Source organism: Methylobacterium marchantiae (genome assembly GCF_042679825.1).
GTDB lineage: Bacteria > Pseudomonadota > Alphaproteobacteria > Rhizobiales > Beijerinckiaceae > Methylobacterium > Methylobacterium marchantiae.
On the sequence record NZ_JBHTND010000042.1, the window covers coordinates 1 to 25,542 of the forward strand.

26 protein-coding genes and 2 pseudogenes are annotated in these 25,542 nt (G+C 68.1%); 11 read left to right on the top strand and 17 right to left on the bottom strand.

Features of this window, described 5'->3' with window-relative positions; translation table 11 throughout:
* The 3 genes and pseudogenes from ACFQ4G_RS20115 to ACFQ4G_RS20125 form a co-directional block, all read left to right on the top strand.
* Positions 1–648 (top strand): annotated as a pseudogene (locus tag ACFQ4G_RS20115) (lytic transglycosylase domain-containing protein); the annotation flags it as partial.
* Entirely contained in the window at positions 645–2,261 is a 1,617-nt protein-coding gene (locus ACFQ4G_RS20120) for a DUF2336 domain-containing protein (protein WP_238208236.1), read from the top strand. The pseudogene ACFQ4G_RS20115 and the gene ACFQ4G_RS20120, both read left to right, overlap by 4 nt.
* 111 nt (positions 2,262–2,372) lie before the next feature.
* Positions 2,373–3,251 (top strand): EamA family transporter, encoded by an 879-nt coding sequence (locus ACFQ4G_RS20125; protein WP_238208234.1) that lies wholly within the window; start codon positions 2,373–2,375, stop codon positions 3,249–3,251.
* A gap of 318 nt (positions 3,252–3,569) precedes the next feature.
* On the opposite strand, the gene ACFQ4G_RS20130 is transcribed toward ACFQ4G_RS20125, so the two are convergent.
* Positions 3,570–4,340 (bottom strand): NAD kinase, encoded by a 771-nt coding sequence (locus ACFQ4G_RS20130; RefSeq protein WP_238208233.1) that lies wholly within the window; start codon positions 4,338–4,340, stop codon positions 3,570–3,572.
* Between the two features lie 86 nt (positions 4,341–4,426).
* Here ACFQ4G_RS20130 and cutA point away from each other — a divergent pair, with 86 nt between their 5' ends.
* Complete coding sequence (cutA, locus tag ACFQ4G_RS20135; protein ID WP_238208232.1) at positions 4,427–4,747, top strand: divalent-cation tolerance protein CutA; 321 nt, start codon at positions 4,427–4,429, stop codon at positions 4,745–4,747.
* A gap of 91 nt (positions 4,748–4,838) precedes the next feature.
* On the opposite strand, the gene ACFQ4G_RS20140 is transcribed toward cutA, so the two are convergent.
* The 14 genes from ACFQ4G_RS20140 to croR all read right to left on the bottom strand — a co-directional run bounded on the left by ACFQ4G_RS20140 (position 4,839) and on the right by croR (position 18,740).
* Complete coding sequence (locus ACFQ4G_RS20140; protein ID WP_238208231.1) at positions 4,839–5,006, bottom strand: hypothetical protein; 168 nt, start codon at positions 5,004–5,006, stop codon at positions 4,839–4,841.
* Between the two features lie 115 nt (positions 5,007–5,121).
* On the bottom strand, positions 5,122–5,319 hold the full coding sequence (locus ACFQ4G_RS20145) for a hypothetical protein (RefSeq protein WP_238208230.1): 198 nt from the start codon (positions 5,317–5,319) through the stop codon (positions 5,122–5,124).
* Positions 5,320–5,563: 244 nt separating this feature from the next.
* Positions 5,564–6,862: an oxalate/formate MFS antiporter gene (gene oxlT, locus ACFQ4G_RS20150; protein ID WP_379040946.1), complete on the bottom strand. Its 1,299-nt coding sequence runs from the start codon at positions 6,860–6,862 to the stop codon at positions 5,564–5,566.
* A 608-nt stretch (positions 6,863–7,470) separates the two neighbouring features.
* A complete protein-coding gene (locus ACFQ4G_RS20155; RefSeq protein ID WP_238208229.1) occupies positions 7,471–8,604 on the bottom strand; it encodes a glycosyltransferase in 1,134 nt (377 codons plus the stop codon).
* Positions 8,601–9,353 (bottom strand): lysophospholipid acyltransferase family protein, encoded by a 753-nt coding sequence (locus ACFQ4G_RS20160; protein WP_238208508.1) that lies wholly within the window; start codon positions 9,351–9,353, stop codon positions 8,601–8,603. Before ACFQ4G_RS20160 ends, ACFQ4G_RS20155 begins: the two co-directional genes overlap by 4 nt.
* Before the next feature lie 50 nt (positions 9,354–9,403).
* A complete protein-coding gene (locus ACFQ4G_RS20165; protein ID WP_238208228.1) occupies positions 9,404–10,945 on the bottom strand; it encodes a phytoene desaturase family protein in 1,542 nt (513 codons plus the stop codon).
* Between the two features lie 111 nt (positions 10,946–11,056).
* On the bottom strand, positions 11,057–11,626 hold the full coding sequence (locus ACFQ4G_RS20170; protein WP_238208226.1) for an RloB domain-containing protein: 570 nt from the start codon (positions 11,624–11,626) through the stop codon (positions 11,057–11,059).
* A complete protein-coding gene (locus ACFQ4G_RS20175; RefSeq protein ID WP_238208225.1) occupies positions 11,623–12,837 on the bottom strand; it encodes an AAA family ATPase in 1,215 nt (404 codons plus the stop codon). Before ACFQ4G_RS20175 ends, ACFQ4G_RS20170 begins: the two co-directional genes overlap by 4 nt.
* Positions 12,838–12,932: 95 nt before the next feature.
* Entirely contained in the window at positions 12,933–14,138 is a 1,206-nt protein-coding gene (locus tag ACFQ4G_RS20180; RefSeq protein ID WP_238208222.1) for an ABC transporter permease, read from the bottom strand.
* Positions 14,135–15,115, bottom strand: a complete 981-nt coding sequence (locus ACFQ4G_RS20185; protein WP_238208221.1) for an ABC transporter ATP-binding protein — start codon at positions 15,113–15,115, stop codon at positions 14,135–14,137. The genes ACFQ4G_RS20180 and ACFQ4G_RS20185 overlap by 4 nt, the downstream gene beginning before the upstream one ends.
* A gap of 11 nt (positions 15,116–15,126) precedes the next feature.
* The gene (locus ACFQ4G_RS20190) at positions 15,127–15,555 is read right to left on the bottom strand and encodes a DUF2141 domain-containing protein (protein WP_238208220.1); all 429 of its coding nucleotides are present in this window, start codon (positions 15,553–15,555) and stop codon (positions 15,127–15,129) included.
* The gene (gene crtI / locus ACFQ4G_RS20195; protein ID WP_238208219.1) at positions 15,552–17,132 is read right to left on the bottom strand and encodes a phytoene desaturase family protein; all 1,581 of its coding nucleotides are present in this window, start codon (positions 17,130–17,132) and stop codon (positions 15,552–15,554) included. Before crtI ends, ACFQ4G_RS20190 begins: the two co-directional genes overlap by 4 nt.
* 143 nt (positions 17,133–17,275) lie before the next feature.
* Positions 17,276–18,100 carry a TrmH family RNA methyltransferase gene (locus ACFQ4G_RS20200; protein WP_238208218.1) on the bottom strand — a complete coding sequence of 275 codons (825 nt, stop codon included), beginning with the start codon at positions 18,098–18,100 and terminating at the stop codon, positions 17,276–17,278.
* Between the two features lie 160 nt (positions 18,101–18,260).
* On the bottom strand, positions 18,261–18,740 hold the full coding sequence (gene croR / locus ACFQ4G_RS20205; RefSeq protein ID WP_238208217.1) for a 3-hydroxybutyryl-CoA dehydratase: 480 nt from the start codon (positions 18,738–18,740) through the stop codon (positions 18,261–18,263).
* A 179-nt stretch (positions 18,741–18,919) separates the two neighbouring features.
* On the opposite strand from croR, the gene ACFQ4G_RS20210 reads away from it, so the two are divergent.
* Both ACFQ4G_RS20210 and ACFQ4G_RS20215 read left to right on the top strand, forming a co-directional pair.
* Positions 18,920–19,531 carry a cation transporter gene (locus tag ACFQ4G_RS20210; RefSeq protein WP_238208216.1) on the top strand — a complete coding sequence of 204 codons (612 nt, stop codon included), beginning with the start codon at positions 18,920–18,922 and terminating at the stop codon, positions 19,529–19,531.
* Positions 19,532–19,634: 103 nt separating this feature from the next.
* A complete protein-coding gene (locus tag ACFQ4G_RS20215) occupies positions 19,635–20,486 on the top strand; it encodes a metallophosphoesterase (protein WP_238208214.1) in 852 nt (283 codons plus the stop codon).
* Positions 20,487–20,555: 69 nt separating this feature from the next.
* Here the strand turns inward: ACFQ4G_RS20215 and ACFQ4G_RS20220 are convergent, their stop codons facing one another.
* Positions 20,556–20,888 (bottom strand): hypothetical protein, encoded by a 333-nt coding sequence (locus tag ACFQ4G_RS20220; RefSeq protein ID WP_238208212.1) that lies wholly within the window; start codon positions 20,886–20,888, stop codon positions 20,556–20,558.
* 228 nt (positions 20,889–21,116) lie between these two features.
* On the opposite strand from ACFQ4G_RS20220, the gene ACFQ4G_RS20225 reads away from it, so the two are divergent.
* Entirely contained in the window at positions 21,117–21,338 is a 222-nt protein-coding gene (locus ACFQ4G_RS20225) for a hypothetical protein (RefSeq protein WP_238208210.1), read from the top strand.
* Between the two features lie 3 nt (positions 21,339–21,341).
* On the opposite strand, the gene ACFQ4G_RS20230 is transcribed toward ACFQ4G_RS20225, so the two are convergent.
* A complete protein-coding gene (locus tag ACFQ4G_RS20230; RefSeq protein WP_238208208.1) occupies positions 21,342–21,719 on the bottom strand; it encodes a 4a-hydroxytetrahydrobiopterin dehydratase in 378 nt (125 codons plus the stop codon).
* 291 nt (positions 21,720–22,010) lie between these two features.
* Here ACFQ4G_RS20230 and ACFQ4G_RS20235 point away from each other — a divergent pair, with 291 nt between their 5' ends.
* The 4 genes and pseudogenes from ACFQ4G_RS20235 to ACFQ4G_RS20250 all read left to right on the top strand — a co-directional run.
* Positions 22,011–23,003 (top strand): ABC transporter substrate-binding protein, encoded by a 993-nt coding sequence (locus ACFQ4G_RS20235; protein WP_238208206.1) that lies wholly within the window; start codon positions 22,011–22,013, stop codon positions 23,001–23,003.
* Between the two features lie 58 nt (positions 23,004–23,061).
* Positions 23,062–23,799 (top strand): ABC transporter permease, encoded by a 738-nt coding sequence (locus ACFQ4G_RS20240; protein ID WP_238208507.1) that lies wholly within the window; start codon positions 23,062–23,064, stop codon positions 23,797–23,799.
* Complete coding sequence (locus tag ACFQ4G_RS20245; protein WP_238208204.1) at positions 23,780–24,529, top strand: ABC transporter ATP-binding protein; 750 nt, start codon at positions 23,780–23,782, stop codon at positions 24,527–24,529. The genes ACFQ4G_RS20240 and ACFQ4G_RS20245 overlap by 20 nt, the downstream gene beginning before the upstream one ends.
* A gap of 703 nt (positions 24,530–25,232) precedes the next feature.
* Positions 25,233–25,542, top strand: a pseudogene (locus ACFQ4G_RS20250) (PQQ-dependent dehydrogenase, methanol/ethanol family); the annotation flags it as partial.

The window sequence follows — 25,542 nt, forward strand, 5'->3', positions numbered from 1 at the left end:
ACGCTGATCAACACCGCCCAGGCGAGCCCGGCCCGCGCCGCCGCCCTCGACATGCCGGAGGCGGCCGCCGCCAACCGCGGCCTGTTCTACGACAGGACCGGCCGGCCCCGTGGCGCGGCCGAGCTCTACGCGCTGCTCGCCACCAGCCAATCCGCCTCCCGGCCCGCCCCCACCGCCCTGGCGGGAGCCGCCATCGATCCGGCTTCCTCGCCCGACACCGTCTCCGCCTATGCCGCCATCGACGGCGGCGGCCTGCGGGCCCTGTTCCAGACCGACAAGCGCCAGGGTGCGATGTCGGAGGGGGTCGCCCGCCTGTGGCAAGGCAGGGGCACCCCATCCACCCCGGCCGCGTCCTCGCTCCCGCACGAGCCCGTGCGGAGCGCGCCGACCTATTTCCCGCGCTCGGACGGGACGGGAGAGTCGGTGGCGGCCACCGCCTCCCCGGCGGAGCCGGCCCGGGTCTCGTCGGTCTCGGCCCAGTCCGTCTCGATCCCGGCGAGCGCCGCCCTCGTCAACGCGCCGCTGCCTCCGCGCCGGCCCGTGGAGCTCGCCGCCGCCGCCGTGCGGCCGGCCCACATCCTCGGCGCCAAGCTTCTCGAGTCCAAACCCCTCGATCTCTCACTCTTCACGACCCGGAGCGGTCAATGATCATCCGCCAATTCCTGTCCTGGACCCGCGACGCCTCCATCGACCGCCGTGCGGAGGCCGCCGGGGCGCTGACGCGGGCCTATCTCTATGACGGGCTCGACGCCGAGGCCGCGCGCGACGCCCGCTCGGCGATCCTGGCGCTCCTCGACGACCCGGCTCCCTCCGTGCGCCGGGCCCTCGCAGAGGCCTGTGCCGGCTGCGCCACGGCGCCGAGGCCCCTGGTCGTGGCCCTGGCCGGCGACCAGCCCGACATCGCCGCCCTGGTGCTGCGGCGCTCGTCCGTCCTCACCGATGCCGACCTCGTCGACGGCATCGCCATCGGCTGCGAGATCACCCGCACCGCCATTGCCGGCCGGCTCGGCCTCTCGCACGCGGTGGCCGGCGCCATGGCCGAGATCGGCGGCGCCGCCTCGCTGACCGCCCTGGTGCGCAACCGCGGCGCCGGCATCACCACCGGCAGCCTGATGCGCATGGTGGAGCGCCACGGCGACGATACCGGCCTGCGCGATGCCATGCTGGCACGGGCCGACCTTCCCCTCGAAGTGCGCCAGGTCATCACCGCCCGCGTGGCGGCATCGCTCTCGGCCTTCGCCATCGCGTCGGGCTGGCTCACCCCGGCCCGCGGCGAGCGGGCGAGCCGCGAGGCCCTGGAGCGCAGCACCCTGGAGGTGAGCGCCGGCGCCGACGCGACGGATCTCGTCCGCCTCGTCGCCCATCTCCGGGTGCAGGGCCAGCTCAATGCCGGCCTGATCCTGCGGGCGATCCTGTCGGGCCGCATGGCCTTCGCGGAAGTGGCCCTGGCCGATCTCACCGGGCTCAAGGTCGACCGCGTCGCCGGGCTGATGCACGATGCCTCCGCCTCCGGTTTCGCTGCCCTCCACCGCCGCGCCGGGCTGCCGCCCGTGCTGCTGCCCGCCTTCACCGCCGCCCTCTCGGCCTGGCGCGAGGCCGGACGCGGCGCCGAGCCCGGCGACGCGACCCTGTCGCGCCGGATGATCGAGCGCGCCCTCACCGCCTGCGAGGGCATGCCGCTCGCCGAGGCGCAGAGCGTCATGGCCCTCCTCTCCCGCTACGAGGCGGAGGCCGCCCGCGAGGAGGCCCGGATCGCCGCCAAGGCGATGGAGGAGAAGGCCCGCCAGGAGACCCGGACCAGGATGCAGGTCCTCGATGCCGAATGGCGCGTGGCGCAGATGCTCGTCTCCCACCAGCCGGCCCGGCCCGCCGCCTTCGAGATCCAGTCGGTCGAGCTTCTCGCCGTCGAGATTCCTGCGATCGAGATTCCTGTGCTCGCCGTCGAGCGGGTCGAGGCGGTGGAGGCCGTGCTCGATTCCCTCTCCGACGGGCTCATGGCGAGCTTCCGCGCGGCGAGGGCAGGGGTCCGTCCGCTCACCGAAGCGCCGATGGATCTGACCGCCGCCGATCTGGTGACGATCGAGGTGCAGCCCATCGCCGTCTCCCAGCCCGAATTCGCCGTCGGCCGCGTGCCGGACTTCTCGGACATCGCCGTCGGGAAGCCTGCCGCAGACGCGGCCGATGCGGTGCTGGACACGATCCCCGATGCCCTCATCGCCAGCTACCGCGCGGACCGCGCGAGGATGCGTCTGGCGGCCTAAACAAGGCAGGCCGACGCCTCGGAGGCCGGCGCGAGCGGCGGTCCCGAAGACACCGTCCGGGACCGACCGAGCCGGTTCGCCCCCTCGCCCTCATGCGGCTATGAGGGCGCCATGCATGCACCCGATACCAGGACACGCCTCGCCAGCCTCGCTCCCGTGGCCGCTCTGGTGGGGTCGATCGTCTCCCTCGTCATCGGCACCTCCTTCGCCAAGCAACTGTTCCCGGTGATCGGGGCGGAGGGCACCTCGGCCTACCGCGTCACCGTGGCGGCGCTGCTGCTGCTCGCCGTGTGGCGCCCCTGGCGCCGGACGCTCGGCCGGCGGGATGCCGGCGTGGTGGTGCTCTACGGGCTCGTGCTCGGCTGCATGAACCTGCTGTTCTACCTCTCCCTGCGGACCGTCCCGCTGGGCCTCGCCATCGCCATCGAGTTCGTCGGACCGCTCACCGTGGCGGTGGCCGCGTCGCGGCGGCCCATCGACCTCGTCTGGGTGGCCCTCGCCATCCTGGGCCTCGCCCTGCTGCTGCCGCTGCAGCAGGCGAGCGCCGGGCTCGATCCCGTGGGCGTCGCCTGTGCGCTCGGCGCCGCCCTGTGCTGGGCGCTCTACATCCTCGTCGGCCAGAGGGCGGGGCACCTGCCCGGCGGCCAAGCGGTGGCCCTCGGCATGAGCGTCGCCGCCCTGGTGATCCTTCCCTTCGGCATTGCGGGCGCCGGCATGGCGCTGCTCTCGCCCTCGATCATCGTGGCGGGGCTCGCCGTGGCGATCCTGTCGAGCGCGATCCCCTATTCCCTGGAGATGGTGGCCCTGCGGGGCCTGCCGCGCCAGACCTTCGGCATCCTGCTGAGCCTGGAGCCGGTCTGCGGCGCGCTCGCCGGCTTCTTGATCCTCGGAGAGCGCCTCACGCCCCTGCAGGGCGCCGCCATCGCCTGCATCATGGCGGCCTCGGTGGGCAGCACGTTCGGGGCGTACCGGGCGCGGCGGGTGGGGTGAGAGGACCGGCAGCCGGTCCGCGTGAAATAGCGAAAGGCTTTTGTTTTCAGAGCATTACACGTGCTTGCTCATTCGGTTTCTTATCTCGCGAACCGCTGACGCGGCACATCTCACGCTGGGTTCCGGGTCGCCTTCCGCTGGCGCTCCAGGCGCCCGGAAAAGGTGCCGGCAGGGACAGGCCGGTTCAGCGAGGCCGGGGATCGCTCCGCGCCCCTTCCCCGGACGGGTGGAGCGAAGCGGAACCCGATCCGGGGCCCAGCGCGGGACGTCGCGCAGCGCCGCATTCCTGCAGGCGCTCGCAGACATGCCGCCGCCGCTTCAGCCGAACTGTTCGCGAAGAATCCGCTCGTCGAGGCTGTGGCCGGGATCGTGGAGGAGGGTGAGGTCGGTCTCGAGGTCGAGCCAGGTCTCCACGGTGCAGACCCGGCGGAACTCGGTATGGTCGGCCACCGCCGCCACCGGGCGGTGCGCCGCGTCGAGGACCTCCACATGGATGCGGGCATGGTCCGGCAGCAGGGCGCCGTGCCAGCGCCGGGGGCGGAAGGCCGAGATCGGGGTCAGCGCCAGGAGCCGCGAGTTCAGGGGCAGGATCGGCCCCCCCACCGAGAGGTTGTAGGCGGTGGAGCCGGCCGGCGTCGCGCAGAGCACGCCGTCGGCGATGAGCTCGGGCAGGCGCACGTGCCCGTCCACCGAGATCTTCAGCTTGGCGGTCTGGTGGGTCTGGCGCAGCATGTAGACTTCGTTGATGGCCCGCGCCGTGTGCCGGCGCCCCTCCACGTCCACCGCCTCCATCATGAGCGGATGGATGGTGCTGCGCTTGGTGCTCTCCAGCCGGTCGAGGAGGTTGTCCTCGCGGTACTCGTTCATCAGGAAGCCGACGGTGCCGCGATTCATGCCGTAGATCGGCGTGCCCGCCAGCATGAAGCGGTGGAGCGCCTGCAGCATCAGCCCGTCGCCGCCGAGCGCCACGATCACGTCGGCATCCTCCGGGGCGACGCTGTCGTAGCGCCGCATCAGCGTGTCCGCGGCACCCCGCGCATCGGCCGTGGGGCTCGCGATGAAGGCGATCCGGTGGAAGCGCCGCGCCATGGATGATCGTCCGCTCGTGTTGACGCCGGGCCTCGCCGCAGGCCTCATTCCGGTCGGAACGCGCCGCAGACCAGGAGACCCATAGCATGGAGCGTCCGCTCCTCGTCTACACCACCTTCGCCGATGCCGAGACGGCGCTCGCCATCGGCGAGGAACTGGTGCGCGCGCGGCTCGCCGCCTGCGTCAACGTGCTGCCCGGCATGCGCTCGGTCTATGCCTGGAAGGGCGCGGTGGAGCGGGGCGAGGAGGTCGTCGCCCTGTTCAAGACGCGGGAGGGGATCGCCGGGGCGCTCGCCGCCGCGCTGAAGGAGCGCCATCCCTACGAGACGCCGATCATCCTGCATCTGGCCACCTGCGGGGCGGATGAGGACACGGCCGCGTGGATCCTCGGCGAGACCGGCGGCTGATCCTCGGCGTCGCCGCGCATGAAAAACGCCGCCGGGGCCGTGCCTTGCAGGTGTGACTTGACTGGCGGGGCGCGGATCGGGCGTCCCCGGTTCAGGCCGCCCGGCGGTAGGTCGCCCGAGCGTTGTCGTTGATGGCGACGAACATGCCGGCCGAGGTCGTGCCCGAGACCGGCGGCGCCGCTTCGGCGCGATCCGTCAGAAGGGCCAGAGCCGGGCCGATGGCGACGGCCGCGAGGCCGAGAACGAACAAAGCGATCATGGAAGGAGCCTCTCGTGCGACTGCAACGAGGCCTGTATCGCACTGCACCATGATATTTGGTATATCACATTCCGAAGAGCGGCCATGCCGCCGGTGCAGATCTTCGGAGAGCGGGTCACCGATGATGGGCGCCGGCCATGCCCGGCATCATCGGAAGCGTATGATGGCCGTCGCCGAAGATGATGACCGACAGGGTCAGGCCCAGGGCCGCCACGTAGAGCACCGCGAAGAGATCGCGGTTGGTGCCGGCCGTGGCGAGGACCAGGGCCGCGAACGGAATGCTCTGCAGGGCGAGGATGGCTGCGATGTTCATCTCGGACACTCCGGCGATCGCCGAGCAGAGTTGGACATGACGGAGCACGGGGCAACACGGGACGGGCGGACAGGATGGCGCGTCGTGGCCGTGTCGACGAGGAATCGACGAGAAATTGTCCCGGAAGCGAGGGGATCGGGCCGGACGAGCGGGAATGAACCTCGAAGGAGCCCGCAATCCGGTGATTCGATCCCCTCGAATCCTGTACCGACTCGCCCCGCGATCGGGCGGGGCGAGCGGTCGATCAGGCGTGGGCGAGGGCGCCCGCGGGCACTGCCGCGCCGTTGGCGAGGTGGTGGCGCTTGAGCATCGGCCGGAGGACGGCCAGGGCCAGGAAGGCGGCCACGAGGTCCATGATCGCCACCGTGTAGAGCACCGTCGCCCAGGTGCCGGTGGCCTGCATGATCAGGTTGCCCACCGGGACGAACAGGGCGGCGAAACCCTTGGCGCAGTAGAGAACGCCGTAGATCTTGCCGATATGCTTGGAGCCGAAGGTGTCGGCGGCCGTGGCGCTGAACAGCGAGTAGACTTCGCCCCAGGCCAGGAACACCACGCCCGACAGGATCACGAAGGCCCAGGGGTTCGAGCCGAAGTAACCCAGGGCGACGATGCCGAGACCTTCCATCGTGAAGGCGATGAACATCGTCTTCTCGCGCCCGATCCGGTCCGACACGTAGCCGAAGAGCGGCCGCGAGATGCCGTTCATGATCCGGTCGAGCATCAGCGCGAAGGGCAGGGCCGCCATGGCGAAGAAGTAGAGGTTGACCCTGAACTCCTTCACCCCGAGATCCTGGGCGATCACGCCGAGCTGCGCCACCGCCATCAGACCGCCGGTCACCGTGCAGGTGAACATCAGCATCATCACCCAGAAGACCGGCGTGCGCAGCGCCTCGCGCAAGGTGTAATCACGCCGTGATTGCAGCACCTTGGTCGAGTAGGTGACCTCGCCCTTCGCCGGACCGCGCAGGCCGATGGACGCCAGCATGATGATGCCGCCCTGGATCAGGCCGAAGAAGAAGAAGGCCTGGGCGTAGCTGCCCTGCGCGATCATGTTGGCGATCGGGATGATGGTCAGTGCCGAGCCCGCGCCGTAGCCGCCCGCCGTGAGACCGACCGCGAGGCCGCGCTTGTCCGGGAACCATTTCAGGGCGTTGTTGATGCAGGTGGCATAGACACAGCCGACACCGATGCCGCCGGCCACGGAGCCGAGATAGAAGCCCGTGAGCGACGTGGCGTAGGAGTTGATGACCCAGGCGAGGCCGGTCATCAGACCGCCGAACATCACCACGCGGCTCGGGCCGTACTTGTCGATGAAATAGCCCTCAATCGGGGTCAGCCAGGTCTGCACCACCACGAAGATCGTGAAGGCGACCTGGATCGCGGCCCGGTCCCAGCCGAAGGTCTTCTGGATCTCCGGGACGAACAGCGTCCACGCGTATTGGATGTTCGCCGCCGCGACCATACAGGCCACGCCGAGAATGAGTTGGAGCCACCGATTGGCTGAAGGTTGCACCGCGGGGGGCGCGGTTACGGACGTGGCCATGAGCTTTCTCCCTGATCATGGGCGTGGATACTTGAGGTCTCAGCGATGAAGGCATCCCGGCGCGTCGTCCCTCTTCGATCGCGGCGAATCATCGACGGGATCTGCGAACGGCCTTCTGGTATGTAGTATTTGGCATATCAGACGGGCTTGCAAGCACCATAGTGCATGTATTGGGGTAATCCTGCAGGAAATCGCGAAACTCCATCGCAATCCGCCACACGAACCAGAACGATTTTTCATCCGACCATTTGAGAAAAATCGTTTTGTCTTGATCGCCGGAATCTACGGCGAGCCGGTGGAAGGGCGAGGGCTCGAAACTTCAAGCTGGTATTCCAAATACATGGGCAGGATACGATCAGATCTCCATTGGAGAGGACACTATCCTGCCGCCAGCTCCGAGTATTCGATCTGCATAATTTATTAAATGAAGATTTTTTGAGCGTTGCTTCAAAAAAACCAACGCTCGGCCGGCTTCGTTCCCGCTCGCGCCGGAGCGGCAGGTGCCGTGGCGGGGATGGCTCAGGATCGCGCCGGATCCGTTGTCGCAAATGCGAAGCGTCCGGCACTTGTGGCCCCGGATCTGTGGCCCGGACCCGACGATCCCGGGATTATGCCCCGTTCAATGGATAGCTCCGCCCCTTCCACACCGCCGCGCCGGCGCGCCTGGGACCAAGCAGAACGTTCCATTGGATCGCCAGCGCCACCGCCACGCCGAGGGGGTGGAGAAGGATGGTGATGGCCGGCTCGTCGGTGATGAGGGTGATCGCCGCACGCGTGGCGAGCGACACGATGAGGGCGGCGAGCGCCACCAGCCCCGCGGTGGATGTGGCGAGGCCGAGGGCGGCCGCGATCACGAGGAGCAGCGGCAGGACATGGCCTGCGAGGAGCAGCAAGGTCCAGACGGGGAGGGCGCGGGGCGTCGCCATGCCCTCGTGGGCGTTCTTCGAGAATCCGGCCCAGGATTCGGCGAAGCTCCGGTACATCCGGCAGGTGGCGAGCCCGTGTCCGGCGACGAGGTCGGTGCGGTGACCGGCATGGCGGAGGATGCGGGGAAGGAACACGCCGTCATGGAGACGCCCGCGGATGGCACCGTGACCGCCGGTCCCGACGTAGACGGAGCGATCGACGAGGACGAGTTGCCCGCATGCCGCGCCGAGCGCCGGGCGGAGCGAGGCGCGCATCATCGGCACCGGCAGGTAGCCGACGAGGAGGAAGTTGATCATCGGTACCGTGAGCCGCTCGCCGAGGCTGCGCATGATCTGGCGCGGCACTGCGCTCACCAGGGCTGCTCCCGAGGAGCGGGCATGGGCGACGAGACCGGCCGCCGCCCCGGGCGAGAGGGTGACGTCGGCGTCGATGAAGAGGAGGTGCTCGCCCTTCGCCCGTTCGGCGAGGGCGGCGCAGGCGTGGTTCTTCCCCGTCCAGCCCTCGGCCAAAGCGGGTACGGAGACGAGGCGGACCCGTGGATCGGCCTCCGCCAGAGCACGGACGATGCCTGCCGTGGCATCGGTGGAATGGTCGTCGCCCACCAGCACCTCCACGGCGATGCCGGTACTCGCCAGCGCCGCTCGGATCGTCGCGGCGATGGTGGCCTCCTCGTCACGGGCGGGAATCAGGATCGAGACCAGTCCCTCCTGCGCGTCCCTGGGCTCGGGAGTCCGCAAGGCGATGAGGTTCGCGCAGGCGAGGATGGCGGGCAGGAGGGCGAAGGCGAGGGCGACGAGCGCCAGGGCGAGGGTCACGGGGCTCGGTCTTCCTCGGAATGGTGGGCGGGGTCGAAACGACGCCCGGCCAGTACGGCCCGCATCCGGCGCCAGCCGTCGTAGATGCCGCCGACGCCCTTTCCGCCGGAGGTCAGCGTCGTGAACCGCTCGGGCTCGCGGGCGACGACGTCGGCACAGAGCCGGTCCAGGGTCTCGGTCAGGTCGGCCTCCATCCGCGCGAGGCGCTCCGGCCGGGGCAGGGCGAGAAGCTCGCCTCCCCGCACCGGTGTGCCGAAGGCGGCGAAGGCTTCCGCGCCGCGCTCCTCCCAGAAGGCGTAGTCCAGGGCCAGCGGCACGAACAGGGCATCGGGGGCGATCTCGGGCAGTCTCGCGACACCGCCGCGCAGGCCCAGCGGCCGGGCGCGGACGTCGACGAAACGCCCCTGCGCCGTGATCCAGAGCACCTGTCCGGGCGCGCCGAGGACGGCACGTGAATGTTTGAGGAACTGCGCCGCGCCGCGACCGGAGTCGAGGTCAACCGGAAATGCGCCGATCCGCGCGAAGATCGCGTATTTCTCGAGCGCCTTCGCGTCGAACGGGGCGTGGCTGGTCCTGTCCGGGAACAGGCGGCCGGCGAGCAGGATGACTACGGCCGCATCCCACCAGGCCGGATGGTTGAGCACGACGACGATGGGACCGGAATGGTCGCCGATTTCCGGCACGCCCCAGCGGGCGAGCCGGAGTGCGTTCAGGTGGCGGCGCAGGAACCGGTCGAAATACCAGACCATGAACCGCCAGATCGGGGGCGAATGGCGCGGCGTGGGGCGAGCCGGCGGGCTCACGCGCTCTGCCGCACCTCGCCGCGGGTGTCCCCGCCCTGCGCGTCGGAATCGTGCGCGTCGGCGGCGATCCAGCCCGACATCATCACCATCGGCATACCGGGGCCGGGATGGGCCGCGCCGCCCGCGAGATAGAGGCCGCGCACCTGCCGCGAGCGGTTGCCGGGCTTGAACGCACCCATGAACTTGCCGTGCGAGGCGAGGCCGTAGATCGCACCGTTGAGCACCTTGTAGCGCTCGTGGATGTCCTGCGGCGTGAGGTGGCGTTCGACGACGATGCGCTCTTCCAGGTCGGGCATGTGGCCGGTGCGCTTGAGCTTGTCGAGGATGACCTGACGGTAGGCCGGAAACATCGTCGACCAGTCGTGGTGCGGCCGCAGATACGGCGTGTGGACGAGGACGTAGAGCGCCTCGCCACCCTCCGGCGCCACCGACGGATCGGTGGAGGAGGGCGCGGCGAGGTAGGCCGTCGGATCGGGGGCCGGCTCACCCTTGCGGTAGATGTAGTCGAACTCCTCCTCGGGATCGCGGGAGAAGACGAAATCGTGGTGGTTGAGGTGGTCGTAGCGCTTGTTAAGACCGAGATAGAGCACCACGCCCGAACAGGCCGGCTCGAAGCTCTTCTTCTCGTAGGCCTTGCCGACCTCGCCGCCGACGAGCTCGCGGTAGGTCCGAACCGAATCCATGTTGGAGATGACGGCATCGAACGGAGTGATGCCGGCGGCCGTCTTCACGCCCTTGACCGTGCCGTTCTCGATGGCGAGCCCCGTGACCTCGTTGCCCGGCCGCAGGGTGGCGCCGAGTTCGCCCGCGAGCTTCGTCAGCGCCTCGGCCACGGCGCGGGTGCCGCCCATCGGATACCAGACGCCTTCGGCCGTCTGCATGTGGGCGATGGCGCAGAGCACGGCCGGCGCGCCGTAGGGGGACGAGCCGACATATTGCACGAAATGGTCGAGCATCTGTGCGAGGCGCGCATCCTTCACTTTCGAGCGGATGGTGCCGGCCACCGAGGAGCCCATGCGCAGCGACAGCACGTCGCGCAGCGTCCCGGGATTCATGTTGGCGCGGATGTTGATCGTGTCGAACAGGTCCTCCACCGGCTTCCAGAAGAAGAACCGGTCGGAGACGCCGTGAAGGTGCTCGGAGATTTCGAGGAACTTCTTGTAGCCTTCGCCGGCCCCGGTATTGGGCGCGAAGCGCTCCATGTCGGCGGCCATGGCAGGCACGTCGGCCATCAGGTCGATCCGGGTGTCGTCGTCGAAGAAGCAGCGCCATTGCGGGTCGAGGCGGCGCAGGTCGAGGTAGTCACGGATGTCGCGTCCGGCCTCTTGGAAGATCCGCTCCAGCACCTTCGGAACCGTCAGGATGGTCGGCCCCATGTCGAAGCGGAACCCGCCCTCGTGCAGGACCGCGGCCTTGCCGCCGAGCCAGTCGTTCTTGTCGTAGAGCGTTACCGTGTGGCCGCGCGCGGCGCTCACGCAGGCGGCCGCCAGCCCGCCCAACCCTGCGCCGACGACGGCGACCGACGAACCGACCCGCATGTTCTCATCACTCCCCGGACGCGGATAACGCCGCGTCCTCTCGAACTAAGCTAGACCGGATCGGCCGATGGTCAACGCGCTAACCGGTCGCGCCGAAGCGATGATGCCTCTTCAATCACGCCCAAACTCGATGGTTTCGAGGAAGGCGTTGAGGGCCGCCTCGACAGAGGCTGCGCGCAGGACGCAGGCCTCGTCTAGCGTTAGGGCGAGCCGGGTCGCCGCGAGGCCCTTTCGATAATCCGGCCAACGGCGGCGGAGTTCGTCCAGGGACTGATGAGTCCCCGCCGGCCTCAGCGTTTCGCATCGTACCAGATGACGGAGCAGAAAGGCTTCGTGGCAGGGCTCCTGCCAAATCAGGTGAAGCCGGTGCTGAGCGCAAAGAGTTGCGGCCTTCGCATCACGTTCGGGCACGAGCCCTCGCTTGTCGCTGTCGAGAAGGATGGCTCCTCCGGCATAGGCACCCGTCCGCATGGTGCGATCACGGATCTGGCGGATGGCCCGCTCGACGAGGCCGAGGGGATCGCCTGCGCCGGGCTGCAGAAGCACGGCGTCGATGTGGATGCGCCGATGCCGCGCCTCGATCAGCCGTCCGAGCAGGACGCCGTAGCTCTGCTCGCTCTCTCCTTCGCATCCGAGGAAGATGCGGCGGCGTTGCGGGATCGCGGGACGGCGCTGCCTCATCCGATCTGCGGCACCGCGCCGAAGGCCCCGCCGAGGTACTTCCGATAGTAATTGTCGCCGCGCCGGAGCGCCTGGATATCGCTGAGGCCGTAGACCTGGGTGCGGCCCTGTCCGTCCTTCTCGCAAAATAGGACCTCCTCCTTGCTGAGGTCTTCGAGCAGTGAGGCGTTGTGGCAGGTCATCCAGAGCTGGGCATTTCGTGGATTTCGTACCGGATCGCGGAACCACCTCAGGATTTCCGGAAGGATCAGGGGATGGATGGCTGAGTCGAGCTCGTCAATGATGGCGATCCCGCCCACCTCAAGAGCACTAAATAGAGAAGGGTAGAGTTTTATAAACTGACGTGTACCGTGACTTTCGTATACCATTGGCATCGAGTAGGCGAGACCCTGATGAGTAAACATGGCAGCCAACGGTCCATTTTGGTTTGACTGGATGTGCATCGAGTCAATTCCGAGATCTATTCTTTCGATTTCTCCATTTAAGGCATCAATGAGTTCCGGCCTCTCGGCGTAATGTCGTGTGACAAGATCGTCTGGTGAATCTATTCTTTCAAAAAGAATATTCTTCGTTACCCTATTTGCAGATTCCCAGATCGATTTTGAATAGGGATGGTCGAGTTGTGCTAGCGTTGCGATCACACTTGCATCGGGACGGAGCACCTTGTGAAGGGCTTGCCTAAATCCTGCGAGCCCGAAAGCCCGAGCGGCTGTGACGGTCCCCTTGGAGTCACGCTCAAACAGCTTGAGTCTACGGCTGGCATGAGACGGACTGTACGATAAAATCTCTTTCAGGACTGACGCAGAACCACTTCCGCCGAGAATCACTTCATAGATATATGTGCATTGAAGTGCATTTGGGTCTTCGGCCTGTGATATATCCTCAAGGCCGCTCAGATGGATCGCCAAACGAGATGGTGCTTCCAGCATGGCTAAGTCGTTGAACCGATCGAAGGGCATCCGTGTGCCACGCGGTGCCGAGAAGCTGTCCCTGACAAACCAGCTCACGAAGGACAGCGCCTTCAGCACATTGGATTTTCCCGAAGCATTGGCCCCGAAGATGGCCACGACCTTCGGAGCCAGTTCCTTCGCGCTGCTGTGGATCGGCGCGAGATGGTTCCCGTCGTTCGACGCATGGCCGCTCGTCCTCAGATCGATGATCTGCGGATCGCGGATCGAGGAGAAGTTCTCGATCTCCAGGCGGTGGAGCATCCGCAAAAGTCCTGCTTCAGGCCTAAATTCCGGCCGCTGAAGGGTAAGATACACCACTTTTATGCCGATTTCGCCTCCTCAGGGCGGTGCCGGCATTACACCACCCGCCGCGACACCAGCCCCACCGCCGCGACGAGTCCCAGCGCCGCCACGGTGATCATCACGCCCCAGGACGGCAGTGCCGCCGACCAGCCTTCGCCGAGCGCATTCTGGTAGGCCTCGATGGCCCAGGCGTTGGGGGTGAGCCAGCCGGCCTGCTGCAGCCAGGGCGGCATCAGGAAGCGCGGGACCATGCTGCCGCCCACCGCAGAGAGCAGGAGCACGCCGAAAGTGGAGGCGAGATGCGCCTGCTGGCGGGTGTTGGCCGCGGCACAGGCGGCGAGCGCCAGCCCCGCCGCCATGGCCGAGACGAGGAGCGAGGTGACGATCCAGGCCGGCCAGTGCGGGCCGATCTCGACCCCGTAGACCAGGGCGGCGGCAGCGAAGATCAATCCGGCCTGGACCATCCCCTGGATCACCAGGAACAGGAACTTGCCCAGCACCACGACGGCCAGCCCCCCGGGCCCGGCCATGAGCCGGTCGGCGAGGCCCGATTGCCGCTCCTCCACCAGGGACATCGCCCCCTGCATGGCGGCGAACAGCAGGAACACGGCGGTGATGGCGCCGGCATAGTAGCTCACCCGCTCGTTGGTGCGACCCGAAGCCGTGCTCCTGCGCTCCACGAGCGAGGCGAAGGAGAACGGCTCCTTGCGGGCGCGCTGCTCGGCGAAGGCCTGGTTGAGGAAGGCGCGCTCGTCCGGCCCGATCTTGCCCGAGCGCTCCACGTCGGCGACGATCCGGGCGAGCACCACGTCGGGCAGCGACTCGTTGAGGACGCGCTGCAACTGGCCGAGCGCGATCGGGGTGGCGAGCGCGCGGGCCGGGTTCTCGATCAGCACCACCGGCTGGGCGGCCTCCGGCGGAGCTCCCGTCGCCGGTGCGTCGAGATCGCCGCGCAGGACCAGGGCGGCGTCGACCTCACCGCGCCGGACTGCGCTCGTCGCCTCGGCGAGATCGGTCGCGTTCAGGCGCTCGATGCGCAGGGACGGGTCGGCCTCCAGGGCATTCATCAGCCGCCCGGTGGTCTCGGTACGGGCGAGGTCGACGAGACCGAGATGGATGCGGATGCGGTCGCCGATGGCGCCCGAGAAGATCGCGGCGAAGATCATGAAGATCACGGTCGGCAGGACGAAGGCCATGACCAGGGCGGCGCGGTCGCGCCGGAGGCTGATCAGCATCACCCGGAAGGCGGCGGCGATCATGTCTCGTTCCCCGTCCGACGGAGTTGGACGGGCCGATCCGGCTCGGCGCGGTCCAGGGCCTCGCGATAGATCGCCTCCAGACCGGGCGTGCGGATGCGGATCTCGGCCACCGGTACGCCCTCCGTCCGGAGGGTGCCGAGGAGGGCGGTCCCGTCGAGACCTGCCCGATGGCTGGCCCGCCAGGTCAGCCCGGTATCGACGGGGACGAACCCCGCCCGGCGCAAGGCCGCCTCGGCGGCAGGATCGGCGGGGCTCGCGAGTGCCACCTCGTGTTCGGGAACCTCCGCGCGGATGCGTTCCAGCAGGATCGCGAGCCGGCCTTCGTGGACGAGCCGGCCGTCCGCCAGGATGGCGACCCGATCGGCGAGGCGTTCGGCCTCGGCGAAATCGTGGGTGGCGATGAGAATGGCGGCGCCTTGCGCCCGAAGGCGCGCGAGCACTGCATGGATCGCCGCGCGGGCGTGCAGGTCCACGCCTTGGGTCGGCTCGTCGAGGAGGACGAGGCGCGGCCGCGCCATCAGGCTCGCGGCGATGTTGGCCCGGCGCTGGTAGCCGCCCGACAGATGTCCCACGGGGCGGCGCGCCACCTCACCGAGATCGGCGAGTTCCAGGGCGGTGGCGACGGCCGCCTTGCGTTCGCTGCGGCCGATCCCGGACAGCTGGGCGAAGACCGACAGGTTCTCGGCCACGGTGAGGCGCGGATAGAGGGCGATCTCCTGCGGCACCCAGCCGATGGCGCGCCGGGCCTCCCGCTCGCGGAACGGGTCGGCACCGGCGATCCGCACGGTGCCGCTCCCTGGTGGCAGCCGTCCGGCCACGAGGCGCATCAGCGAGCTCTTGCCGGCGCCGTTGGGCCCGAGCAGCGCCAGGGTCTCGCCCGCCTCGATCCGGCAATCGACGCCGCGCAGGACGCAATGGCCGCGATAGGCGAGGACGGCGCCCCGGATCGCGACCAGGGGCTCCTGTTCCGGACTCATGACTGGCCGGTTCAGCGGGGCGGCAGGGCGCGGACGAGGCGCACCCGCAGGGCGATCCCGGGCTCGCGCAGGGTGAACCGCGCGCGCGCGAAATCCGGCCGGGTGCGCGTCGTCTCGCCGGAGAAGCCATAGGGTTCGAGGGGCAGGCCGAGACCGGTGCGGTCGAGGCGGCGGTTGCCGTTGAGGTCCTGGTAGGCGGCGACCGCGTAGATGCCGGGTGCGATCCCGGTGAGGACCACCCGCTGGCTCCGGCCGTCCGCCGCGACATCCTGGCCGCTGCGGCACTCGGCCTCCGACAGGCCGTCCTGGCACAGGGCGACGTAGACCGTGCCGGCTCCCGGCTCGATCCCCTCCACCACGACCTCGACGGTGGCGGCGCAGGCAGGGCTGCAGGCGATGCCGAGGATCAGCGCGAGGCCTTTCGCGATGGGGTGAGTCACGAGGTCTCGCCCGAGGTGGCGAGCGGCTGGGTGGTGGGGATGCCGGCAGCCTCCGCGCCCACGCGCCCGGCGGAGAGTTCCTCGATGAGAAGGCGGGCGGTGATGCGCGCCCCCTCGTAGATCACCGGAAGGCCGGAACCCGGATGGGTACCGCCGCCGACGAGGTAGAGCCCCGGACCGAAGCGGTTGTGCGGGCGGAAATACAGCATCTGCATCAGGTCATGGGCGAGGTTGAAGGTGGCACCCTCGTGCACGAAGAAATCGTCCCGCCACTGCGTCGGGTCGACGATACGTTCGTAGCGGATGCGGTCCTCGATGTCGGTGAGGCCCAGCAGCTTCAGCCGGTCGAGGACGAGGCGCCGGTAGCTCTCGCGGGTGGCGGGCCAGTCGATCCCGGATTTCAGGTTGGGCACCGGAACGAGGACGTAGAGGCTGGTATGGCCGGCCGGCGCCATGCCGCCATCGGTGTAGCCCGCGTGCTGGACGTAGAGCGAGGGCTGCATCGGCAGGGTGCCCTCGGTGATCTCGCGGATGTTGCGGGCGTATTCCTCCGACAGGAAGATGGTGTGGTGGCCGAGGCTCGCCGGCACCTTCCCCTCGATTCCGAGATACATCATGAAGGTCGAGCACGAGAGCCGCGCCTTGTCGATCTTGGCGTCGCGCCAGCGCGGACGGTGCGTCTGCGGCACCAGATCTTTGATGACCTTGGCGAAATCGCCGTTGATCACCACGGCGTCGGCCTTCAGGGTCTCGGCCCCGCAGACCACGCCCGTCGCCTTCTTTCCCTCGAAGATCACCCGGTCGACCGCCGTGTCGAGCCGGATGTCCACGCCCATGCGGCGGGCCAGGCCGGCCATCGCCTCCGATACCGCGCCGCAGCCGCCGACCGGGTGGTAGACCCCGTGCTCGTATTCGAGAAACGACAGGATGGTGAACAGGCTCGGGCACCGGAACGGCGACATGCCGAGATATTTGGTCTGGAACGCGAAGGCGAGGCGAACCCGCGGGTCCTTGAAGTAGCGCTGCAGGTCCTTGTCGACGCTGCGGCCGGGATGGAGATAGGGCAGGGCCGTGAGCATGGCCGGCGAGGCCATGGCGCGCAGGGTGTGGAAGGCCTGTTCCAGAACCGGCTTGAAGAACTTCAGCTTCACCCGGTTGTCGGCGAAGAATTTTCGGACGTTCTTGGCGTCGTCCGGTGCGATGCGGGCGACCTCGGCCTCCAGCCTGTCCATGTCGTTGGTGGCCTGGATCTCACCACCTCCCTCGAAGACGAGATGGTATTGCGGATCGAGCCGTTCCAGCTTGACGTGGTCCTCGAGCCGCTCACCGCAGGTCTCGAAGATGTCCGCGAGAATCTGTGGATAGAGGAAGAAGGTCGGGCCGATGTCGAACCGGTAGCCGCCCGGCGCCTCCACCGTCTTGGTCCGGCCTCCCACGGCCGGGTCCTTCTCGATCAGGGTGACGTGGACGCCGGCACGCGCGAGCAGGAGCGCCGTCGCCAATCCTCCAGGACCGGCGCCGACGACGATGACGCGGCGTCCGGACAGGGTCCGCATGCCATCCCGTGACTGAAGCAACGCCTTCAACTCCTTCGGCGACAGGCCCTCGTCGAGGGGAATCCCCTCGCACGAAGGCGTATCGATATTCGTTCCAAGCTCAAAGCCCCGCGCCCGGGAGTTCGCTCGCACCGGCCTAGCTTGCCGTCTAATCTCGACCGGCTTCAGGGACGGGACAATGGGTGCGGATTGTCGCGTGCCCGCATCGCCAGATGATGGAGGGCCAATGCGCCGGCGGTGGCCACGTTGAGCGAGTCGAATCCGGACGCCATCGGGATCCGTACGGTGCGGGCGCGCGCCATCATGTCCGGTGACAGACCCGGGCCTTCGGAGCCGAGAAGCAGCATCGCGCGCGATGGAGCCTCCAAGTCGGCGAGCACGTGCTCTCCACGCGGGCTGAAGGCCAGAGGAACGAGGTCGTTGGCCTCGGCGAAGTGCAGCATGGCCTCTGCCTCCAGCCGCACGAAGGGCACGATCAGCGCCGCGCCGGCCGAGACTCGGATCGCCTTGCGATAGAGCGGGTCGCAGGTGGCGCGGTCGAGGATCACGCCGTCGGCCCCGAACGCGGCGGCATTGCGGAACAGGCCGCCGACATTGTCGTGGTTGGTCAACCCGACGAGGCCGACCACCAGGACGGGGGCCGGTGCGGGGGGAAGGGCGAGGGGAATCTCCGCACCGCGCAGTCCCACCGCCATGACGCCGCGATGGATCGGGAAGCCTGCGATGGCGCTCATCACCGCTTTCGAGGCGGTGTAGACCGGCACCGATCCCGGCAGGGCGGCAAGGACATCGGAGAGCGGGGCCGCGCGCTCATGGCTCAGCAGTAGCGATTCGGGCGTGAACCGGGCGGCACCCGAGAGCAGAACCCTCAGTGTCACCTCCCCCTCGACGATGAACCGACCCTCGCGTCCGACGATGTCGCGCTCGCGCATGGCGGCATAGGCGGCGATGCGTGGATCGGCGGGGTCGTCGATGGGGATCGTGGACATGGACTTCGTGCGGTGAGCGAACGATCCTCCCCCTCTACGATAGAGGGGCCTGCCAAGCCGAGCCCGGTGGAGAGACCTCGCCCGATGACTCGCTCCCCTCACTCACGCGAGGGCCCCCCTTTCCCCTAGATGGGGAAAGGGGGGGGCGAGGATGTGCGGCTCAAGCCCCCGCCGGCCGTCCGCCCATGCGGATGGCCAGGGGATCGGCCTCTTCCTTGGTGGGCACCTTCACCAGGGCTTCGCCGTCGAGCACCACTTCGCCGGCCACCGAGCAGGTGCATTTGAGGCGCGCGCGGCGACGCTCGGGCACGAGTTCGGCCACTTCCACCGTCACCTGCACGGTATCGCCGATGCGCACCGGTGCGCGGAAGTTCAGGGTCTGGCTGATGTAGATGGCGCCGGGGCCGGGCAGGCGGGTGCCGAGCACAGCCGAGATCAGTCCGGCGGTGTAGAGGCCGTGCGCGATACGGGTGCCGAAGGGCGTGCGTGCGGCGAAATGCTCGGAGAGGTGGATCGGGTTGCGGTCACCGGTGATCTCGGCAAAGCCCACCACGTCGGAGGAGGAAATTTCCTTGTTCAAGGTCTCGGACAGCCCGACCTCGAGATCCTCGAAATACAGGACGCGCAATTCTGGCATCATCGGTCGGTCTCCCCCGTCTCACGTCGTGCTCGCGCGGCATGGTCCCGCATCCGACGTGTCGCGTCGCACAAGCGGTGCTGCAAATCCAGCGCACGGAGATCGAAAAATCGGCGCTCGACAGGCGTGGCGCACCCGGTCCAAGAGGCGAAGACCTGTCCTCGAGCCGATCCTGAGAGCCGATGACCGCCGCATCCGCCCCGACAATTCCGACCTCCCTGCGTCCCGTCGTCCTCCGGGTGGCGGGGCTGAACCTCGCCTATTTCGCCGTCGAGATCACGGTGGCCGTCGCGATCGGCTCCCTCGCGCTCATCGCAGACAGCCTCGATTTCCTGGAGGACGCGGCCCTCAACCTGCTGATCTTCGCAGGGATCGGCTGGAGCCTGCGCAACCGCGCCCGACTCGGCATGGTGCTGGCGTTCATCCTGCTCCTGCCGGCCTTCGCCACCGCCTATGCCGCCTGGGAGAAGGTGTCGGACATGGCGCCCCCGGCTCCCCTGCCGCTGACGCTCGCCGGCCTCGGGGCGCTCGCCGTGAACCTCACCTGCGCCGTGATGCTGGCCCGCCACCGCGAGGGTGGGGGAAGCCTGACGCGGGCGGCCTATCTCTCGGCCCGTAACGACGCCTACGCCAACCTCGCGATCATCGGCGCCGGCCTCGTCACGGCGCTGACGCTCTCGCCCTGGCCCGATCTCGTGGTCGCGGCCGGAATCGCCGTGCTCAACGCCGATTCGGCGGTGGACATCCTCAAGGCCGCCCGCGCCGAGTGGCGCGCGGCCCATCCCGAGGCATGATGCCGTCGCCCGGACCTCGTCCTGCTTCGCGGAGCGCCAGCGCAATCGCGCACCAGCGCCCATGCACCGGATCGGACCGGGTCCAAGCCCAAAGAGGTCTCCCATGCGCCTGTTCCCGATCTCCGACCTGCATCTCGAGCGCCGGCGTCCGGAAACGATCGCGCGGCCGGACGCGCCGTTCGACGTGCTGGTCTGCCCCGGCGACCTCTACGAGGGCCGGCCCGAAACCGGCCTCGCGGCGCTCCGCGAGATCGCGCAGGGACGGCCCATCGTCCTCGTGCCGGGCAACCACGAGCATTATGCGCCGACCGGCGATTCGCGCACCGCGCCCGAGCTGATCGCCGCCCTCGAAGCGGAGGTGGCCCGGATCAACGACGCGGGGGAGGGCGGTCCGGTCCACCTCCTCGACCACGGCAGCAGCATCGTCCTGGGTGGGGTTCGCTTCGTCGGCACCACCCTGTGGAGCGACTGGTCACTCGCCGGCCGCTGGCTCGACGCAACCGTGCCCGACCGTCCGGCCGATCCCGTCGCCTATGCCGCCGCGCGGATGACCGATCCGGTGACGGGCTCGCGCGAGTTCCGCGGCTCGATCCGCAAGGGCGACGGCTCGGTCTGGTCGCCGGCCGATGCCATGGCGGCGCATCTGGCGCAGAAGGCCGAACTCGCCGCCGCCCTCGCCGTGCCGCATCCCGGCCCAACGGTGGTGATCACCCACCATCCGGCGAGCCCGCTCGCGGCCGACGCATTCCGGACCACGCCCGGCGTGCCCTGGTGGGTGCCGGCCTTCTACGCCACCACCGCCCTCGACGATCTGCCCGAAGGGAATCGCCCCGACCTCTGGGTCTCCGGCCATTTCCACGCCGGCCACGATCTGCACATCGGCCGCACCCGCTGGATCGCCAATCCGGTGGAAGGCGGGACGTATTCGGCCGAGCGGATCGTGGAGGTGGGGTAGGGGATCTCTGGCGGCGAGCCTCCGGCAGCAGCGGGACGAGGTGGTGGGCATCGGTGAGGCGGGAATGCCCTACGCCCGCAATCCCTTCCGCTGATGCTGCTCCTTCACGTCGGCGATCTCGTCGAGCATCGCGCGCAGAGCGGTCAGGGCCTTCTCCTCGTCCTTGGTCAGCGGCTCGGTGGGATGAAAGTGGCGCACCAGCACCGTGAGCGCATCGCCGATGCGGCCGAGTTGCCTTCCATAGCTCGCCACCTCGGTCAGCACCTGCTCTTCCACCTCCGGCGCGCTGGAGCGGCCGACGCTGATGTTGATCAGACCGACCTGGTTGTTGAACGGACTGAGAAACGCCGACCAGATCGCCTGGGTCACATTGCCGGAAAGTGGAAGCCTGATGGTCGCCACGGGATGCCTCCTCCGAGGGGAAAGCGATCATGGTCCCCGCCGTGGTGAGTCGGCAATCGATGATCGAGGCACCATGATCCCGCGCTTCGCCACGGCGCGGGCTCCATAGGTTCATCTAAGGGCCTATCGGTCCGGTCGGGACCGATGCGGCACGTCCCGAGAAACCGATTCCCTCCGCCCTACGTAGGGGCGGGGAGGGGCGCTGCCCCCACCCGGATCGGAGCCATCATGAACACCTTCATCGCCGTCGTGCTCGTCTGTGCCAATGCGATCCCGGTCGAATCCTGCTCGGACGACAAGGCGAGCGAGGTGCGAAAGGTGCGGGTTTCGAACGAGCTCGGCTGCACCAACGGCTGGCAAGAGATCATCTCCCGTACCGATCTCAGCGAGGAGATCGGCAAGACCGCCTATCTGAAGACGGAATGCCGCCGCGTGAAGGAGCCGCAATGAGCCCTACTTGTCGTACTTGATATAGGCGAAGCGCGCGTCGGTGGGCGTGCCCTCCAGGCCCTGCCCTTCCGTGCCCGGCTGCCAGCCCACGACCTCCTCGATCTTCCTGGCCAGGGCAAAGTCCTTGTCGGTGATGCCCTTGGCCGCGTGGTTCATCAGCCGCACCTCGACCCAGGCATAGGAGGCGGTGAGGTCCGGGTGGTGCCAGGCGGCCTCGGCGAGATGGCCCACCGTGTTGATGACCATGAGCGTGCTCTTCCAGCTCGCCGTCTTGTAGGTCCGCCGGATCCATCCGTCCTCGTAGGTCCAGGCCGGCAGCTCGGCGGCCAGACGCTCCGCGATGGTGGCGTCGTCGATGACGTCTTCGCGCGATCCGGCCATGGCCTGTACTCCTGTTCGATGGTCAGCGTCGTCGTGACGAGGGACAATGTGTCCGCGACACCGGACCCTGCCTCGTGCGCCGGTTTCGAGCAAGATCACGTGATCTCGCAGGTTGGCGCCGCGCCCGGTCCGACGCGTCGTCGTCGAAAGTCCGGATCTAGACCGCGGGACCGCGAGCCGCATCGGTGGACGGCGGTGATGCGAGACCCTATTAAATAAGAATAACAGGCTAGCGGCCCCTTCCATGGGATCGGAACCGGCCAGAACTCGATCCCCAGGGAGACGATGCTCATGCTGTCACGGCGCGGATTGCTCGCGACGGCGGCGTTCTGGCCCATGGCCGGCACCCTGGCCGGCACGGCCGCGGCCGCACCGGCGACCGTGCGCGTCGGCAGCCTGCCCTTCGGCACCGTGTCCTGGGAGATGGCCGTCATCAAGGCGCGCGGTCTCGACGCCGCCAACGGCTTCACCCTCGACGTGGTCAAGCTCGCCGGCAACGACGCGGCCCGCATCGCCTTCCTCGGCGGCCAGGTCGACACCATCGTCGGCGACCTGATCTGGGCCGGCCGGCTCAGCAACGAGGGCAGGGCGATACGCTTCGTGCCCTACTCCACCACCGAGGGTTCGTTGATGGTGCGGCCCGGCAGCGCCATCGCCGGCCTCAAGGATCTGGCCGGCAAGCGCCTCGGCATCGCTGGCGGACCCCTCGACAAGAACTGGCTCCTGCTCAAGGCCCAGGCCAAGGATGCCGCCGGGATCGACCTCGAATCGCAGGCCCAGATCGCCTACGGCGCGCCGCCGCTCCTGGCGCTGAAACTGGAACAGGGCGAACTCGACGCCGCCCTGCTCTACTGGACCTATTGCGCCCGCCTCGAGCCGAAGGGCTTCACGCGCCTCATCGGATCGGACGACATCATGCGCGCGTTCGGTGCCACCGGCTCCATCGCCCTCATCGGTTACCTGTTCGAGGGCGCCACGGTCTCCGGCAAGTCCGAGGTGATCGCCGGCTTCGTCCGCGCCTCGCGGACCGCCAAGGACATGCTCGCCAACGACCCGTCCACGTGGGAGGTGGTGCGGCCGCTGATGTCGGCCGAGGACGAGCCCACTTTCGAGGCCCTGAAGCGCGATTTCCTCGCCGGCATCCCACGCCGGGCCATCGCCACGGAGCGCAGCGACGGCGAGCGCCTGTTCAGCGTCCTGGCCAGGCTCGGCGGTGAGCGCCTGGTGGGGGGCGGGGCGACCCTGCCCGCCGGCCTCTATTTCGACGGGGCCGGAAACGGTTGAGCCTCACCGTTTTCTCCGATCGATACGGCGACCGGTGATCCGGCCCGGCTCCAACGCCATGGGATTGGCGACCCGGCTCGTCTCCGTCCTGCTGCTGCTGGCAGCCTGGCAGATGTCGGCGAGCCTGGCGGGATCGCGGCTCCTGCCGGCGCCGTTGGCGATCCTCGACTTCATCGTGAGCGAATCCGCCAGCGGCGACCTCTGGCGCAATGTCGGCATCACCCTCACGCGGGTGGGCGTGTCCTTCCTCATCGCCATGGGGCTCGGCGTCCTGCTCGGCATCGCGCTGGGGCGGCTGAAGGGCCTGAACCTCGCCCTCGACACGCCGCTTCTCATCCTGCTCAACACGCCTGCCCTCGTCATCACCGTCCTCGCCTACATCTGGGTCGGCCTCAACGAAGGGGCCGCGGTGCTGGCGGTGGTGCTCAACAAGCTGCCCAACGTGGCGGTGATCGTGCGCGAGGGCGCGCGCGGCCTCGATCCGGGTCTGGAGGAGATGGCCCGGACCTATCGCTTCGATCGACGCACCTGGATCGCCCATGTGCTGGTGCCCCAACTCCAGCCCTTCGTGGTGGCCGCGGCCCGGTCCGGTCTCTCGCTGGCCTGGAAGATCGTGCTGGTGATCGAGCTGCTCGGGCGTCCGAACGGGGTCGGGTTCGCCATCAACTTCTACTTCGTCCAGAGTCTGAACGTGGCGGCCATCATCGGCTACAGCGTCGTCTTCATGAGCGTGATGATCGCCATCGACATCCTGATCCTCCAGCGCCTCGAAGCCCATGTCCGACGCTGGCGCTGAGATGACCGACGCCCTGTCCGTCTCCATCCGCAGCAAGGTCTACGGAGCCGGCGGGCCTGAGCCGGTGGAGGCGGTGCGCGACCTCTCCTTCGCCGTCCGCCGCTCGGAGATCGCCTGCCTCATCGGCCCTTCGGGCGCCGGCAAGACCACCACCCTGCGCATCCTGCTGGGGCTCGATGCCGCCTATGAGGGAGCGGTGACCCCGGACACGCGCGAGGCCGGGATCGCCATGGTCTTCCAGGAGCCCCGCCTTCTTCCCTGGCGCACGGTCGAGCAGAACGTCCGCCTCGGATTGCCGCGCCCCGAGCGCGGTCGCGATCTCGACGCCCTGTTCGAGTCCCTCGGCCTGACGCCCTGGCGCGGGCGCTATCCGGGCAAGCTCTCCCTGGGCATGGCGCGGCGCGTGGCCCTGGCCCGCGCTCTCGCCCTCCGCCCTCGCATCCTCGTGCTCGACGAGCCCTTCGTCTCCCTCGACGACACGGCCGCCGCGTCCCTTCGGGAAATCGTGGTGGAGGCCGTGGGCCGGGAGGGGATGGGCGTCCTCATGGTCACGCACAACGTCGCCGAGGCGATCGAGATCGCGGATCGGCTCCTTCTCGTCTCCGCGCGACCGGCGAGCCTGCTCGCCGCGATCACCCTCGATCGTCCCCGAAGCGGGCGTGACAGGGCTTGGGCGGAAGCGACACGAAGAAGCCTCGCGAATCGTTTTCCGGGCGTCATCGCCGCCTGAAGGCCCGTCTCCGCGACGGAAGACGGGCAGGATATCGCCGGCGCGACATTATGCACATGGGCTCACAGATCTCGGCCGGTCCGTAGCGACTACGCTGTCATGCGGCGAGACAACGCAGCGCTTGATCCAATAGCGCCCAATCGATGCGTCATCGCGGACGATGAAGGCCTGCACTCCTGAGACGAAAATGCATTATTCTGCAGTTTCGCTCGGCGTCGATTTTCCTGCATGCCGGACGTCGCGACCGTTCTTCCGAACAAAACTCGCTCAATGTCTGGTTTCTGGCATGCCAGAGCGTTCGTATGCGTGAATCGCATAAGAAACGTCTTCGTCTTCTAAATGCTTTTGTCTTGTCGATATCGAATTTTGCGGTGCAGCATTTCTATGTGCATACGCGAAAGGCCAGCGGAGGTGAAGACATTCCTTCACCAGGACTTGATGCGACCTGAGCTCAAGCTTGCTCAATCGAGTTGACGCCGCCGCGATTTTTCTTAGAGTTCATTCAAGCTTCGGTTCCGAGGGGCGCCGCAAAGGGGTAGCGGCGACCGGGAGAGGAAGTGGTTGTTTCCGTGAAAGGCTTCGCAGGAACGACTGCTTACGAGACCCTATCGAAGTGATCTATCCCTGTCGCAAACAACAGGTCGCACAAACGGGTGCAGTCGAACTGCTCTCCAGGCGTGTTAAAGACTTGTCGGAGGAATGCATGAGAGCGGTCCATCTTCTCGCACTCGGCGCTGGTCTGGTGGCTTCGGCCCCCGCCTTCGCCAATGACGACGTCCTGAAGCGCTCGGCCGATCCGGCCCAGCAGGTGCTTCAGACGGTTGACTACGCCAACACGCGCTATTCGAAGCTCGACCAGATCAACGCCAGCAACGTGAAGCAGCTTCAGGTTGCCTGGACGTTCTCGACGGGCGTTCTTCGCGGCCACGAGGGTTCTCCTCTCGTCGTCGGCAACATGATGTACGTGCACACGCCCTTCCCGAACATCGTCTACGCCCTGGACCTCGACAAGG

Coding starts and splice junctions, on each gene's coding strand:
- ACFQ4G_RS20120 (WP_238208236.1), top strand. CDS start 645: ATGATCATCCGCCAATTCCTGTCCTGGACCCGCGACGCCTCCATCGAC.
- oxlT (WP_379040946.1), bottom strand. CDS start 6,862: ATGGCCACGTCCGTAACCGCGCCCCCCGCGGTGCAACCTTCAGCCAAT.
- ACFQ4G_RS20145 (WP_238208230.1), bottom strand. CDS start 5,319: ATGAACATCGCAGCCATCCTCGCCCTGCAGAGCATTCCGTTCGCGGCC.
- ACFQ4G_RS20175 (WP_238208225.1), bottom strand. CDS start 12,837: ATGCTCCACCGCCTGGAGATCGAGAACTTCTCCTCGATCCGCGATCCG.
- ACFQ4G_RS20235 (WP_238208206.1), top strand. CDS start 22,011: ATGCTGTCACGGCGCGGATTGCTCGCGACGGCGGCGTTCTGGCCCATG.
- ACFQ4G_RS20130 (WP_238208233.1), bottom strand. CDS start 4,340: ATGGCGCGGCGCTTCCACCGGATCGCCTTCATCGCGAGCCCCACGGCC.
- ACFQ4G_RS20215 (WP_238208214.1), top strand. CDS start 19,635: ATGCGCCTGTTCCCGATCTCCGACCTGCATCTCGAGCGCCGGCGTCCG.
- ACFQ4G_RS20170 (WP_238208226.1), bottom strand. CDS start 11,626: ATGAGGCAGCGCCGTCCCGCGATCCCGCAACGCCGCCGCATCTTCCTC.
- cutA (WP_238208232.1), top strand. CDS start 4,427: ATGGAGCGTCCGCTCCTCGTCTACACCACCTTCGCCGATGCCGAGACG.
- ACFQ4G_RS20245 (WP_238208204.1), top strand. CDS start 23,780: ATGTCCGACGCTGGCGCTGAGATGACCGACGCCCTGTCCGTCTCCATC.
- ACFQ4G_RS20230 (WP_238208208.1), bottom strand. CDS start 21,719: ATGGCCGGATCGCGCGAAGACGTCATCGACGACGCCACCATCGCGGAG.
- ACFQ4G_RS20225 (WP_238208210.1), top strand. CDS start 21,117: ATGAACACCTTCATCGCCGTCGTGCTCGTCTGTGCCAATGCGATCCCG.
- ACFQ4G_RS20160 (WP_238208508.1), bottom strand. CDS start 9,353: ATGGTCTGGTATTTCGACCGGTTCCTGCGCCGCCACCTGAACGCACTC.
- ACFQ4G_RS20125 (WP_238208234.1), top strand. CDS start 2,373: ATGCATGCACCCGATACCAGGACACGCCTCGCCAGCCTCGCTCCCGTG.
- ACFQ4G_RS20140 (WP_238208231.1), bottom strand. CDS start 5,006: ATGATCGCTTTGTTCGTTCTCGGCCTCGCGGCCGTCGCCATCGGCCCG.
- ACFQ4G_RS20185 (WP_238208221.1), bottom strand. CDS start 15,115: ATGAGTCCGGAACAGGAGCCCCTGGTCGCGATCCGGGGCGCCGTCCTC.
- ACFQ4G_RS20200 (WP_238208218.1), bottom strand. CDS start 18,100: ATGTCCACGATCCCCATCGACGACCCCGCCGATCCACGCATCGCCGCC.
- ACFQ4G_RS20210 (WP_238208216.1), top strand. CDS start 18,920: ATGACCGCCGCATCCGCCCCGACAATTCCGACCTCCCTGCGTCCCGTC.
- ACFQ4G_RS20180 (WP_238208222.1), bottom strand. CDS start 14,138: ATGATCGCCGCCGCCTTCCGGGTGATGCTGATCAGCCTCCGGCGCGAC.
- croR (WP_238208217.1), bottom strand. CDS start 18,740: ATGATGCCAGAATTGCGCGTCCTGTATTTCGAGGATCTCGAGGTCGGG.
- ACFQ4G_RS20165 (WP_238208228.1), bottom strand. CDS start 10,945: ATGCGGGTCGGTTCGTCGGTCGCCGTCGTCGGCGCAGGGTTGGGCGGG.
- ACFQ4G_RS20240 (WP_238208507.1), top strand. CDS start 23,062: ATGGGATTGGCGACCCGGCTCGTCTCCGTCCTGCTGCTGCTGGCAGCC.